Genomic DNA, 12,670 nt, shown 5'->3' on the forward strand with positions numbered 1-12,670 from the left:
TTTTTCCATTTTCCGGCTGCGGGTGCGACCAAATTCGGTCAGTCTTCCTTTATGGATACGCGGCAGCAGGGCAGATTGTTGCACCTTTTTAAAATTTTTCTGCTGAAGCGCCAGAGCCGCTTTTTGTTTTTTGCGTGGAAATGTGCATTTGAATATGTTATACTAGAGTACAGAATGGATCAGCAGGCTCTTTTTCGGGCCTTATCCTATAGATTCGACCAATAAAAACGAGGAACACTATGAAAAAAGTCATCTCCGTCCGTTTCAAAGAGAACGGCAAAAGCTATTATTTTGATCCCGCCGGGGCCGACATCAAAACCGGCGAATATGTGATCGTGGAGACCGCCCGCGGCGTTGAGTGCGGCGAGGTGGTGCAGGGCGTGAGGGAGATCGCCGATGCGGCAGTGCCCAAGGCCCTCAAGCCCATTACCCGCATGGCCGACAGCGTGGATATCCGCCGGATGCGCCAGAACCGTGAGGACGAAAAGCGCGCCTACCGCACCTGTCAGGAATGCATTGCCCGCCACGGCCTGGAAATGAAGCTTGTGGAGGCCGAGTATACCCTAGACCGCTCCAAGATCATGTTCTACTTTACCGCCGATGGCCGCGTGGACTTCCGCGAGCTGGTCAAGGATCTGGCCGGTATCTTCCACACCCGCATCGAGCTGCGCCAGATCGGCGTGCGGGACGAGAGCAAGATGATCGGCGGCCTTGGCATCTGCGGCCAGCCCTTCTGCTGCAGCCGCTTTTTAAAGGACTTCCAGCCCGTCTCCATCAAGATGGCCAAGGAGCAGGGCCTTTCGCTGAACCCCACCAAGATCAGCGGTGCCTGCGGCCGGCTGATGTGCTGCCTTGCCTACGAGGAAAGCGCCTACGAGTACCTGAACAGCATCATGCCCATGGTGGGCAGCACCGTGCGCACGCCGGACGGTCTTGGCACCGTGCTGGAGGTGAACCCGGTTTCCGGCTATCTGCGGGTGCGCTGCGGCACCGAGAGCCTTTCGCCCCGTTACTATAAGGTGGGTGTGTGCGAATATATCAGCGGCGGCAAGCGTGCGCCCCGCCGCCCGGACCCGGACGACGATTACTCCGGCGTGCGCAACCCGGCCCCGGTGGTGGCTTCCTCCGACGATGGCGAAAAGCGCTGCGCGGGCGGCGGCTGCGGCCGGAAGCGCGCTGCCGAAAAGGAGTGAGGGACGCGCCGGAGGTTCTGAGGAGTTAGTCTGCTAAAACTAACTGTTCTTCGTGATTTTTGCCAAAAAACTCCTGCAAATTTGGCCATAAGTTAGCCTGTGCTTTTGTGCAACCCAACAAAAAACAGACTTTTGTGTTTTTCGGGTCACGGTTAGTCTTGCCTTTTCTCACCTGCTTTGTTAAAATGCAGGCAAGGATATGATTTCCGGAGAGACATGCACAGCCGTGCCATACATGACTCTTCATACATACTTCGGGCACGGAGATAAAAAGGAGAGTTTATTATGGCACACAAGGTTTCTGACGCATGTGTTGGCTGCGGCGCTTGCGAGGGCGCTTGCCCGGTTGGCGCTATCACCGTTGATGGTGTTGCTTCTGTGAACGCAGACGCTTGCATCGACTGCGGCGCTTGCGAGGGTGCTTGCCCCACCGGTGCTATCACTGCTGAATAATTTTAGCAGCTGCACAAAAAACGCATCAAAAGCAGCAGGCCTGTCCAAAGCAGGTCTGCTGCTTTTTTGTTTTGCAGTAATTCGCACAAATTCCCCGAGCAATTCCACGCATTTTTTTGAGAGGGTACGGCACACTTATCTATGGAACATTCTACCGAAGTCTTGTATAATAGAACTATGGTTTATTGCTCGCCGGAGCATCGTTTTGGCTCCGACGCGCTGCTGCTGGCCCGTTTCTGTGAGCCAAAGCGCGCCCAGAAGGCCGCAGACCTGTGCTCCGGCTGCGGCATCGTGGCGCTGGAATGGCACGACCGCGGCCACCGCGGCCCCTGCATGGGGCTGGAGCTGCAGCCCGAGGGCAGCGCTCTGCTTTCCGCTGCGGTGCAGGAGCAGGACATCGGGCACATTGAGCCTGTCTGTGCCGACCTGCGCGCTTTCCGGCAGGGCGAGGGCAGTTTTGACGTGTGTGCGTGCAATCCGCCCTATTTCACGGATGGGCCCCAAAGCCAAAACGCAGCCCACGCCCTTGCCCGGCACGAGAACACCTGCACACTGGACGATGTGTGCCAGTGTGCGTTCCGCCTTTTGAAGGACGGTGGGCGCTTTGCGCTGTGCCACCGGCCGGAACGGCTGGCGGAGGTGCTGGCGGTGCTGCGGGCCAACCGGCTGGAGCCGAAGCGGCTGGCCTTTGTAAAGAACAAGGCGGACGGCGCGCCATGGCTCTTCCTTGTGGAAGCGCAGAAGAACCGCAAGACCGGCCTGCGGGTGGAGCCGGATGTGTTGATCAGCGCCGGTGCGGCGTTATATGGGAGGTAAACTATGGCAGGAACTCTTTATATCGTGGCAACGCCCATCGGCAATCTGGACGATATGCCGCCGCGCGTAGCAGCCACCTTTGGCGCGGCAGACTTTATTGCCGCCGAGGACACCCGTGTGACCATGAAGCTGCTGAACTTTCTGGGCCTGAAAAAGCCCATGGTCAGCTACTATGAGCACGCCCTGCAGAAGGGTGAGGGCATCCTGCGCCGCATTGAAGCAGGCGAGAGCTGTGCCCTGTGCAGTGATGCGGGCATGCCCTGCGTTTCCGACCCGGGCGAGGTGATCGTGCGGGACGCACTGGCCCGGGGCATCAAAGTGGTGCCGGTGCCGGCGGCTTCCGCCTGCGTCACAGCGCTGGCCGTGTCCGGGCAGGACACCTCCCGCTGGGTGTTCGAGGGCTTTCTGCCTGTGAACCGCAAGCAGAAAAAAGAGCGGCTGGCTGAGCTTTTGCAGGAAAAGCGCACCACCATCTTTTACGAAGCGCCCCACAAGCTGCGCACCACGCTGGACGATCTGGCCAATGCCTTTGGCGCAGACCGCAGCATCACCCTGTGCCGGGAGCTGACAAAGCTGCACGAGGATATCTGGAAGACTACCCTCGGCGAGGCGGTGGAGCACTACAAGACCAACGAGCCGCGCGGCGAGTATGTGCTGGTGATGGCCGGTGCGCCGGAGACCGCCGACCCGGAGCAGGAGCTGACGCTGGAGCAGGCAGCGCATCGGGCGCTGGAGCTGACCGGGCAGGGCTTTGGCCCCACCGCCGCAGCCAAGGCGGCGGCACAGGGCACACCTTATTCTAAAAGCGAAGTGTACAAGCAGCTGCTGGTATTGCAACAGGGCCAGCAGGCTGGTGAATGACAGCATCTCAGGTAAACGGTAATAGAGGAGGACCCCTTTTGTGACAAAGCTTCTGGTTTTGAGCGACAGCCACGGCGGACGCACCGCCATTGAGCGTGTGCTGATGAAAGAGAGCAAAAGCATCGATGCCCTGATCTTTCTGGGCGACGGCCTGCGGGATCTGGAACTGGCTCTGACGCTGTACCCCAAGCTGCGGGCCTACTCGGTGGCGGGCAACTGCGATTACGGTGCACTGGAACCCACCGACGGCCTTGCCGCCTTTGACGGCGTGGTGATCTTTTACACTCACGGTCATATGTACGGTGTGAAATACGATCTGGATACGCTGGCAGATGCCGCATCTGCCCGGGGTGCCGAGGTGGCGCTGTTCGGTCACACTCACATCCCCCATGCAGAGACCCGCAGCAAGGTGTTTTTGTTCAACCCCGGCTCCTGCGGCCGGTGCTACACCGGGCCGGACACCTACGGCATCCTGACGCTGGACGAAGGCAAAGTGACCGCCTATGAACATAAAGAGGTACCCAAACAATGAGCATCAATGAGGTGCGCTATCTGCCGGAATGCGGCAGCACCAACGCTTACGTGAAGGAACATTTTGAAGAGTTCGGCCCGGTGGGTGCGGTGTATACCGAGAACCAGACCGCAGGCCGGGGCCGCCTTGGCCGCAGCTGGGTGAACGCCGAGGGCAAGGCCCTGTATTATACAGCAGCCATCCGGGAACCGCTGGCCCAGCCTGCCACCCTGCCGCTGCTGGCAAGCCTTGCCGTGCGCACCCAGCTCAAGCTGCGCTACGGCGTGGACTGCCAGATCAAGTGGCCCAACGACCTTCTGCTCAACGGCAAAAAGATCGTGGGCATCCTGTGCGAGGGCGTGAGCTACGGCTACCAGCAGCAGGGCCGGGGCATTTTGTGCGGCATCGGCATCAATCTGGCCCAGCCGCAGAGCTACTTTGATGCCGCCGGTCTGCCCAACGGCACCTCGCTGGCACTGCAGGGCGCAAAGGTGGATCTTTCCACCGACCCCGCATGGCTGGCCGAGGGCCTGACCGACTTTGGCTTTGACCGCAACATGTATGTGTTTGCCCGCGATGGCTTTGCACCCTTCCGGGAGGAATACAAGGCCGCCTGCGTCAATCTGGGCCGCCGGGTCACCTTCGACCTGCCGGACGGCGGGCAGGGTGCAGGCGAAGCCGTTGATGTGGACGAAGAGGGCCGTCTGGTGGTGCGCACCGACAGCGGCGAAGTGCACGTTTTTACCGGCGAAGTATCGGTGCACGGCATCTACGGTGCCGTCTGAGTTTTATAAAGTTGTATGCTCCATGCGGACAGTTTTAAGTCTGCATGGAGTTTTTTGCACGCTTTTGCCCGAATTTCCCGCAAAATGCTTGAATAAACGAATTTTTTGTAAATTTCTTGTGTACATTTCCAGTTGCCAATTCAGTCATACTTTAGTATAATAGAGTACGTGCCAGCGTGTCCTTTTGGATGGGATGCGCGTGTTTAGGAAATCGGAAAACGGACAGCACAAGCGCCCTGCCCCAAAAAGCAAGGCGCTTGTGCTGTCGCAAGGAGAGCAAACATGAAAGATCAAGAATCCTTCAAGCCGTATATTCCTGCGGAAAAGATCACCGCAGAAATGACGGCGACCTCTGTGATCATGGGCATCATCCTGTCCGTGGTCTTCGGCGCTGCAAATGCTTATCTGGGCCTGCGCGTCGGCATGACTGTTTCTGCCTCCATCCCGGCAGCAGTCATTTCTATGGGCGTGATCCGCGTCCTGCTCAAGAAGAACTCCATTCTGGAGAGCAACATGGTGCAGACCATCGGTTCCGCAGGCGAGAGCCTGGCCGCCGGTGCCATCTTCACCATGCCCGCACTGTTCCTGTGGGCAAAAGAGGGCCTGTGCGACAAGCCCAGCATCCTGGAGATCACCCTGATCGCCCTGTGCGGCGGCATTCTGGGCGTTCTGTTCATGGTGCCCCTGCGCAACGCCCTGATCGTCAAGGAGCACGCCACCCTGCTGTACCCGGAAGGCACCGCCTGTGCAGACGTTCTGCTGGCCGGTGAAGAGGGCGGTGCAAACGCCTCCACCGTGTTCTCCGGCATGGGTCTGGCAGCCATCTTCAAGTTCATCGTCGATGGCCTGAAGATGATCCCCGCCGACATTGCCGTGGCCTTCAGCTCCTTCAAGGGTGCTCTGGGCATGGAAGTGTACCCCGCTCTGCTGGGCGTGGGCTACATCGTCGGCCCCAAGACCGCTTCCTACATGTTCACCGGTTCTCTGGTGGGCTGGATGGTCATTATCCCGCTGATCTGCCTGTTCGGCGCAAACATCTCCCTGTACCCGGCAGCAGCCGGCACCACCATTGCTGATCTGTATGCAGCAGGCGGTGCAGACGCCATCTGGTCCAACTACGTCAAGTATATCGGCGCAGGTGCCATTGCTACCGGCGGTATCATCTCGCTGATCAAGAGCCTGCCTCTGATCGCATCCACCTTCCGTGATGCCATGAAGAGCATGAAGGGCGGCAGTGCTTCCGGCACCTCCCGTACCGAGAAGGACCTGCCCATGCCCTTTATTCTGGGCGGCATCCTGCTCATCATCCTCATCATCTGGCTGGCTCCGGCCATCCCCGTCAGCCCGCTGGGTGCTCTGCTGATCGTCATCTTCGGCTTCTTCTTCTCCACCGTCTCTGCACGTATGGTCGGCATGATCGGCAGTTCCAACAACCCGGTCTCCGGCATGACCATTGCCACCCTGCTGATCGCTACCATGATCCTGAAGGCCACCGGCAACGTTGGCATCGAGGGCATGATCGGCTCCATGGCCATCGCCTCTGTCATCTGCATCTGCGCTGCCATTGCTGCGGATACCTCTCAGGACCTGAAGACCGGCTACCTGCTGGGTGCGACCCCGGTCAAGCAGCAGATCGGTGAGCTGATCGGCGTTATTGCCGCCGGTCTGGCCATCGGTGGTGTGCTGTACCTGCTGGACAGCGCATGGGGCTACGGCGGTGCCGAGGTCCCCGCACCGCAGGCTACCCTGATGAAGATGATCGTCGAGGGCATCATGGGCGGCAACCTGCCCTGGAACCTGGTGTTCACCGGTGTGTTCCTTGCCATTGCTCTGGAGGTCCTGCGCATCCCCGTGATGCCGTTCGCCATCGGCCTGTATCTGCCCATCTACCTGAACACCTCCATCATGATCGGCGGTGTTGTGCGCTGGTTCATGGACAGCCGCAAGAATGTTGACGCGAAGCTCAAGGAAGAGCAGACCACCCGCGGCACCCTGTTCTGTGCCGGTATGATCGCAGGCGAGGGCCTTGTGGGCATCCTGCTGGCTGTGTTTGCCGTGTTCGGCATCAGCACTGCCCTGAGCATTGATCTGGGCAACATTGGCGGCGTGGTTCTGATGATCGTGATGATCGCATGCCTGCTGGCCTTCTCCATGAAGAAAAAGAAGAACTGATGAGTAAGAAAAAGCAGTCCATCAACTATCTGGACCTCATTCCGCAGCGGGCGGAAACCCTGCGCTGGCACACAGACGAAGCCACTGGCCTTATCACCCTTGAGGTGGAGAACACCGGTGTGTTCAATACGATCGCGCAAAAAGTGTTTCATAAACCGCGCACCACACAGGTGCATCTGGACGAGACCGGCAGCTATCTCTGGCCGCTGATCGACGGCCAGAAAACCGTTGCAGACCTTGCTGAATGCATGAAGCAGCAGTTCGGCGAAAAGGCCGAACCCCTGTACCCGCGCATCATCAAGTATTTCCAGATCGTGGAATCTTACCACTTTATCAAGTTCCTCAACCAATAAGCACAAAAGAAGCGGCGCTCAGAGCCTGTTGCAAGGCACTGAGCGCCGCTTTTCTTATTCTTTTTTGCCGCTCCAATCTACCGCATCTGCGGCCATGGCATTTTATCTTCTGCGCCTTCTCTTTTTGAGGCTCAGCGATCCGCCGCCCGCGGCAAGAGTGACCGCCGTTAATGCAGCGAGGATGAACAGCAGTGCACACAGCAGAAGTGCTGTGGCTTTGGTGTCGGTGCGGAAGTCGGAGACGTACTCCCGGTGGGTCACAAGGTTCACCGTGCCCACTTCATCGCCGTCCAGATACACGGTGGCTGTACCCACCACACTGCCGCTCTTGACGGTGGCTGCAACGCTCTCCGGCAGGTCGAAGGAGTAGGTGACGATATCATCCGCGTGGCCATAGCCGCTGACCGGCGCAGCGGCATACAGCGCCGCCGTCGGTTCGGTGCGGCACTTGGTCAGGTCTACGGTGGTCAGCACGGTCTGGGTGTCCACCAGCGGGCGGTCGGCAAAGCTGGCAAAGGCCCAGTCGAACAGATCATCGCACTCGGCAAAGAGGTGGTCCGGCGTATCGCAGCCAAGGATCACCAGCCCGTAGGTGTGGCCGTCCTTTTCTGCAAAGGCCACGATGCAGCGGCCTGCCAGCGTGGTAAAGCCGCCCTTGACCCACCGGACATACTCCCGGTAGTTGGCGCTCTCACTGTTCATCAGGCTGTTGGAGCTGCTGATGGTGTGCTCAGCCTTGCGGAGGTTCGTGGCCGGCAGGACATAGCTGGCGGTGCCCGCCACCTGTGCAAAGGTCTGGTTTGCCGCACAGGCGGCGGCGATCTTTGCCAGATCCTGCGCGGTGGACACGTTGCCGTAGTCAAACAGGCCGTGGGCACAGGTAAAGTTCGTGCCGGTGCAGCCCAGCTCCTGGGCACGGGCGTTCATCTGCTTGACGAAATCCAGCACGCTGCCGCCCACATCGTAGGCAATGACGCTGGCGGCGTCGTTGGCGCTGACGATGAGCATGGCGTTCAGCAGGTCGATGCGGCGCACCGTCTCGCCGATGCGCAGGCCCATAGTGGTGCCGTTGGCGTTCTGGATATCCCGGAACTCCTGGGTCAGCGCGGTGGGCACGGTCACTTCACCGTTCAGATCCTTGCCGCTTTCCAGCAGCAGCAGGGCCGTCATGAGCTTGGTCAGGCTGGCAACATACTGCTGCTGGTCAGCATTCTGGTTCAGGATGGTCTTGCCGGTGTCGGCGTTGAACAGGTACACCGCCTCGGTCTCGCTGGCGGTCTGGATGGGCATGGGATATACCGCAAGGCCCGGCAGTGCAGCAGCAGCGGCCAGTGCCAGCGTGAGCACCAGCGCCGTCATGCGGCGGAAGATGGTGTTTTTGAACATGAGCGTGCCCCCTTGTATCTGCTTGCCGACGCACGGCAAAAATTTTTGTTTTGAAACAGCTCCTACTTGCCGGAAAGGCTCTGGCTTGCTATACTACTTTAAAGAATACCATAAACCAGCCAAAAGAGAAAGAGAGAAAGGCGGTTTTTAACAATGTTTCTGTCCTTTTGTGGAAAAGTTCCCCGCGACGAGGGGGCTGCGTTCGTTGCGCCCAACGCCACCGTGCAAGGCGATGTGATCCTGAAAGCCGGTTCCACAGTGTGGTACGGGGCCGTGCTGCGCGGCGACGACGGCACTTTGACCATTGGCGAAAACTCCAACGTGCAGGATAACGCCGTGCTGCACTGTGATGTGGGCGGTGCTGTAATGCTGGGCAAAAGCGTCACCGTGGGCCACAGCGCGCTGGTGCACGGGTGCACGGTAGGGGATGGCAGCCTCATCGGAATGCACGCCACCCTGCTCAACCATTGTGTCGTGGGCAAAAACTGCATCATCGGCGCGGGTGCGCTGGTGCCGGAGGGCATGGTCATCCCGGACGGCTCGGTAGCCGTGGGCGTGCCCGCAAGGGTCATCAAGCAGGTGAGCCCCGCACAGGTCGAGGCCAACCTGCACAACGCCGCCCACTATGTGGAGCACGGCAAGCTTCACGCCGCCGAGCTTGCCAAGGGCTGACCCTGTGCCGATTTTACAGTTTTTTGCCACATTTTTTCGTCTTTCCGCCAAAAAGCCGACATTTTAATTGACACCTGCGGTCTTGTCTGCTATAGTGAAATTGGCAGTTTATGTCATTCTGGAATACCAGAATTTTTGTACACCGCGCTGTTTGGTTTTTATCATTGGGGGAATTTTGTAAAAAGTTCATTGCGGGATGTTTTTTCACAGAAATGTAATGACTTTTCACTTAAAATCGGGTATACTATACCTTGCGGGGAGACGGGGCCGCAACCGTCTTTCCGCACATGATTCCTCCTCACACCAAAGCAATACCCCAAACAGAAACTCCCTCCGGTGTACCGCAAGCGCCGGAGGGAGTTTCTGTTTGCATCAGCTTTTGTATTTTGTGATTTCCTGCAATCAAAGGAGAGATTTTTATGTCTGAACTGATCACCCGCCGTACTTTTTTAAAGGCCACTGGTGCCGCCGCACTGGTCGCTGCCGCCGGCAGTATGCTGGTTGGCTGCGGAGATGGAGCGTATGCTTCCACTCCCGAAAATCTGGTTGCTCCTCCCATCGATAATAGCGATTTCGCTAATTTTGGCTCTTTTACCGCAGATATCGGCCCTTTGAGCGGGCAGTGGACTTCCAGCTCCATCTATGAATTTGATACCCGCCACAACTATTTCTACACCGGCTTCAAACTGGATAATGAAAGCGGCAGCAGTGATGTCACCGTCAGCACCAGCAACTTTGCTTTCAGCCATACCGATGGCGGCACTGGTAAGGTATGTGGTCTTGGATACAAAGGTCTGAACAGCAGCAAAACCGCCTATGTATTCAACCAGTCTCTTGCTGTTCCTGCAGGCCGGTCCAAAACCGTTATTCTTTTCATCGACATCGGCCCCGTCACTACCTCTTCTTTCGATAAATTCTATAGAGGAACCATAACCATCACGCTGAGTAAACTTAATAATCAAACGGCCACCTTTACTTTTAACGGCCTGATCAGCGACCCTTCCTCTACCGTTTCCTGACAGTAAAACTCCCCTGAAATGCCGTAAAAAGCCTTTCGGGGGAGTTTTTGTTTACAGCGCGCGGAACTTTGCCGCAAACACGCTGAGCACGATTTTAGGGTTCACCTGCGCGCCAAGGCGCTGGATGGCGGCTTCGGCCAGACGCAGGGCACGCTGGGCGGCAATGCCCTGCACCGGTGCGTGGGGGCTTTGCCGTAGGCCCGCAGCGGCCACCGCGCGGAAGTCCGTCAGCAGGGCGGCGGCTCCGGCCTTGTCCTTTTCGTAGGCGGCCAGCAGGCAGGCTGCGGCATAGCTGTCACGGTCAGCAGCGGCCTTTGCCAGCTGCAGGGCCTTTTCCACCTGCGCGGTGCGGGTTTCGTCCTGTGCGGCGGCAAGCACCGTACCAATGTGCCCGTCGAACAGTTCGCTGTACAGCGCGGCCGTCTTTTTGTCCACCCCCTGTGCGGCGCAGTAGCGGGCACACTGCTCCGGCGAGACAGGAGCCACTGCAAAGCTGACGCAGCGGCTGCGGATGGTGGGCAGCACGCCTGCCAGCGAATCCGCCGTAAGCAGGAACAGCACCCCCTCCGGCGGCTCTTCCATCACCTTCAGCAGGGCATTGGCGGATTCCTCGTTCATCTTTTCCACATGGTAGAGCAGCACGGCACGGCCCTCGGCCGAAAGGCTGGTGTTGAAGATCTCGCTGCGCATAGCCTTGACCTGACTGACCAGATATTTGCCGCCTGCGCCCATACCGGCAACGCTGATCGCTTCACGCACGATGCCGGTCTCCACATGGCCGCTGTCGCGGTCGCCAGGCTTACCCACAGCACGGCAGCATTCGCCCCGCAGAAGGGCCTCAGCGGGCGCTCCGCCTGCAGGGTAAAGATAATCTGCCGCAATGCAGCGGGCCGCAAAACCGGCTCCAAGGCCCTCTTCTCCCACCAGCAGCACGCTGTGGGTCAGGCGGCGGGCTGCCAGCATCAGCTGCACGCTGCTTTTCAGTTCTGCATTGCCCTCCATGCGGTCCAGCATCATGGTGTTTCTCCTTACCTTCTGTTTCTCCGCTTCCACTGCTCACGGCGTACCCACGCGCGGACGGAACGATAGACCATCGGGCCAAAGAACAGCCAGACGTTCGCCATGCTGAGCAGCAGGCTCAGCTTTTGCGGCAGCGTCGCGCCCAGAAAGCTGAGCACCCACAGTGCTGCCGCAAAAAAGCCAAAGTATTTCACCCGGATGGGGATGACAAAGAACAGCAGCACCTGCACCTCCGGGTACAGCATGGCAAAGGCCAGCAGCAGCGAAAGGGACAGGCAGTAGGTGCTGCCGGTCACGCCGGTGAGCAGGCAGGCCAGCACAGTGCCCAGCATCCCGGAGAGCAGATACACCGTATAGCGGAAATCGCCCCACTCCCGTTCCAGCGCTGTGCCGATGAACCATGTGAAATAGATGCCCAGCACCGCGCTGAGGATGCTGCCGCCGTAAGAGGGGATGAACGCAAAGGTGATGATGCGCCAGATCTGGCCGCGCAGCAGAAAATAGCGGCTGAGTGCCAGCCAGACACTGACGGTCTGGTTGACAAACAGCTCGATGGCCAGCACAAGGATCTGCCCGCCCACCAGAATGTTGGTCAGATTCGGGATGCCGAAGCGGCCGTATTTGCGCTCCAGCTGGTTGAGCCAATTGTTCATATAGGGTGCCTCCAACGCATTGTATTCCGATATCGGTGAGTTTTGCCGCATTTTTCTGCTGTTATTGTACCATGATTGGCCGGGGCATTCAAGGCAATGCCCCAGTGTGGAAAACTGCCGCATCTTCCGCCCAAAAATACAGCTGTCAAGCGGATCTTGCGGCATAAAAGCACAACCGGAAAGTGTATGGAGTTTCCTGTCTGGAATGAACTTTTCACTTTTTCCACCGGGTTTTCCACCGTTTTTGTGAAGAAAAGGGCAAGTTTTCCATGAGGTTTTCCACTTTTTCCACCGGGTTTTCCACAACAAAAGGGCATCAGCCCTATACACACCGTAATTCAGGCCGCAGCTTTCTGGTAAGTTTTGGGCAAAAATGCGGGCATTCTGCCTTTTATAAAAAAGAAAGTCGAAGGATTTTCTTTGCATTCTACAAACCGTTCCCGAGCGGCGATTTATTTTTCTCCAATCTGGAATGAACCGGTCACAAGTTTTCAACACCGGGCCGCTGCCGTTTTTCCGTGTGGAAAAGGCGGGGAAACATGCAGTTTTCCACACTGTTTTATCCCGGCTGAACCCTCTCAGTCGCCTGCGGCGACAGCTCCCCCGAAGGGGGAGCTTTTTTGCGATAACCGAAACGTATCGGATGAATGCTAAAAGCTTCCGGCAGTGCTATAAGCTCCCCCTTCGGGGGAGCTGTCTGCGACCAACGGGAGCAGGCTGAGAGGGTTAGGACGCTTCCGGCTCCGCCAGAGGCTCCCTCTTTGAGGGAGCTGGCA

At 58.2% G+C, this 12,670-nt stretch carries 13 protein-coding genes; 10 read left to right on the top strand and 3 right to left on the bottom strand.

Features of this window, described 5'->3' with window-relative positions; translation table 11 throughout:
- Positions 1–239: 239 nt before the first annotated feature.
- From GKG36_RS08395 to GKG36_RS08430, 8 genes are all read left to right on the top strand, one after another.
- On the top strand, positions 240–1,193 hold the full coding sequence (locus tag GKG36_RS08395; protein ID WP_154260203.1) for a stage 0 sporulation family protein: 954 nt from the start codon (positions 240–242) through the stop codon (positions 1,191–1,193).
- Between the two features lie 285 nt (positions 1,194–1,478).
- The gene (locus GKG36_RS08400) at positions 1,479–1,646 is read left to right on the top strand and encodes a 4Fe-4S binding protein (RefSeq protein WP_005937576.1); all 168 of its coding nucleotides are present in this window, start codon (positions 1,479–1,481) and stop codon (positions 1,644–1,646) included.
- Between the two features lie 141 nt (positions 1,647–1,787).
- Positions 1,788–2,462: a methyltransferase domain-containing protein gene (locus tag GKG36_RS08405; RefSeq protein WP_223388446.1), complete on the top strand. Its 675-nt coding sequence runs from the start codon at positions 1,788–1,790 to the stop codon at positions 2,460–2,462.
- Between the two features lie 3 nt (positions 2,463–2,465).
- Positions 2,466–3,323: a 16S rRNA (cytidine(1402)-2'-O)-methyltransferase gene (gene rsmI / locus GKG36_RS08410; protein ID WP_097776804.1), complete on the top strand. Its 858-nt coding sequence runs from the start codon at positions 2,466–2,468 to the stop codon at positions 3,321–3,323.
- A gap of 40 nt (positions 3,324–3,363) precedes the next feature.
- The gene (locus GKG36_RS08415; RefSeq protein WP_173012929.1) at positions 3,364–3,855 is read left to right on the top strand and encodes a metallophosphoesterase; all 492 of its coding nucleotides are present in this window, start codon (positions 3,364–3,366) and stop codon (positions 3,853–3,855) included.
- Positions 3,852–4,619: a biotin--[acetyl-CoA-carboxylase] ligase gene (locus GKG36_RS08420; protein ID WP_097774116.1), complete on the top strand. Its 768-nt coding sequence runs from the start codon at positions 3,852–3,854 to the stop codon at positions 4,617–4,619. The genes GKG36_RS08415 and GKG36_RS08420 overlap by 4 nt, the downstream gene beginning before the upstream one ends.
- Positions 4,620–4,901: 282 nt before the next feature.
- On the top strand, positions 4,902–6,791 hold the full coding sequence (locus GKG36_RS08425; RefSeq protein WP_097774115.1) for an oligopeptide transporter, OPT family: 1,890 nt from the start codon (positions 4,902–4,904) through the stop codon (positions 6,789–6,791).
- On the top strand, positions 6,791–7,144 hold the full coding sequence (locus tag GKG36_RS08430; RefSeq protein ID WP_154255970.1) for a PqqD family protein: 354 nt from the start codon (positions 6,791–6,793) through the stop codon (positions 7,142–7,144). Before GKG36_RS08425 ends, GKG36_RS08430 begins: the two co-directional genes overlap by 1 nt.
- Before the next feature lie 102 nt (positions 7,145–7,246).
- On the opposite strand, the gene GKG36_RS08435 is transcribed toward GKG36_RS08430, so the two are convergent.
- The gene (locus tag GKG36_RS08435; protein WP_154260205.1) at positions 7,247–8,530 is read right to left on the bottom strand and encodes a serine hydrolase; all 1,284 of its coding nucleotides are present in this window, start codon (positions 8,528–8,530) and stop codon (positions 7,247–7,249) included.
- A 153-nt stretch (positions 8,531–8,683) separates the two neighbouring features.
- Between GKG36_RS08435 and GKG36_RS08440 the strand changes: the two genes are divergently transcribed.
- Together GKG36_RS08440 and GKG36_RS08445 are read left to right on the top strand one after the other, a co-directional pair.
- Complete coding sequence (locus tag GKG36_RS08440; protein WP_154260207.1) at positions 8,684–9,202, top strand: gamma carbonic anhydrase family protein; 519 nt, start codon at positions 8,684–8,686, stop codon at positions 9,200–9,202.
- A 419-nt stretch (positions 9,203–9,621) separates the two neighbouring features.
- Positions 9,622–10,221, top strand: coding sequence for a twin-arginine translocation signal domain-containing protein (locus GKG36_RS08445; protein ID WP_154260208.1), 600 nt, complete (start codon positions 9,622–9,624; stop codon positions 10,219–10,221).
- Positions 10,222–10,272: 51 nt separating this feature from the next.
- Here GKG36_RS08445 and GKG36_RS08450 read toward each other — a convergent pair whose 3' ends face one another.
- Together GKG36_RS08450 and GKG36_RS08455 are read right to left on the bottom strand one after the other, a co-directional pair.
- A complete protein-coding gene (locus GKG36_RS08450) occupies positions 10,273–11,238 on the bottom strand; it encodes a hypothetical protein (protein ID WP_154260210.1) in 966 nt (321 codons plus the stop codon).
- Between the two features lie 11 nt (positions 11,239–11,249).
- Entirely contained in the window at positions 11,250–11,894 is a 645-nt protein-coding gene (locus GKG36_RS08455) for a rhomboid family intramembrane serine protease (protein ID WP_154260212.1), read from the bottom strand.
- Between the last annotated feature and the right edge of the window lie 776 nt (positions 11,895–12,670).

Origin of the sequence: Faecalibacterium sp. BIOML-A1, assembly GCF_009679715.1 — a bacterium.
Lineage (GTDB): Bacteria > Bacillota > Clostridia > Oscillospirales > Ruminococcaceae > Faecalibacterium > Faecalibacterium taiwanense.

Coding starts and splice junctions, on each gene's coding strand:
- GKG36_RS08430 (WP_154255970.1), top strand. CDS start 6,791: ATGAGTAAGAAAAAGCAGTCCATCAACTATCTGGACCTCATTCCGCAG.
- GKG36_RS08400 (WP_005937576.1), top strand. CDS start 1,479: ATGGCACACAAGGTTTCTGACGCATGTGTTGGCTGCGGCGCTTGCGAG.
- GKG36_RS08420 (WP_097774116.1), top strand. CDS start 3,852: ATGAGCATCAATGAGGTGCGCTATCTGCCGGAATGCGGCAGCACCAAC.
- GKG36_RS08435 (WP_154260205.1), bottom strand. CDS start 8,530: ATGTTCAAAAACACCATCTTCCGCCGCATGACGGCGCTGGTGCTCACG.
- GKG36_RS08440 (WP_154260207.1), top strand. CDS start 8,684: ATGTTTCTGTCCTTTTGTGGAAAAGTTCCCCGCGACGAGGGGGCTGCG.
- GKG36_RS08455 (WP_154260212.1), bottom strand. CDS start 11,894: ATGAACAATTGGCTCAACCAGCTGGAGCGCAAATACGGCCGCTTCGGC.
- GKG36_RS08405 (WP_223388446.1), top strand. CDS start 1,788: ATGGAACATTCTACCGAAGTCTTGTATAATAGAACTATGGTTTATTGC.
- GKG36_RS08450 (WP_154260210.1), bottom strand. CDS start 11,238: ATGATGCTGGACCGCATGGAGGGCAATGCAGAACTGAAAAGCAGCGTG.
- rsmI (WP_097776804.1), top strand. CDS start 2,466: ATGGCAGGAACTCTTTATATCGTGGCAACGCCCATCGGCAATCTGGAC.
- GKG36_RS08445 (WP_154260208.1), top strand. CDS start 9,622: ATGTCTGAACTGATCACCCGCCGTACTTTTTTAAAGGCCACTGGTGCC.
- GKG36_RS08395 (WP_154260203.1), top strand. CDS start 240: ATGAAAAAAGTCATCTCCGTCCGTTTCAAAGAGAACGGCAAAAGCTAT.
- GKG36_RS08425 (WP_097774115.1), top strand. CDS start 4,902: ATGAAAGATCAAGAATCCTTCAAGCCGTATATTCCTGCGGAAAAGATC.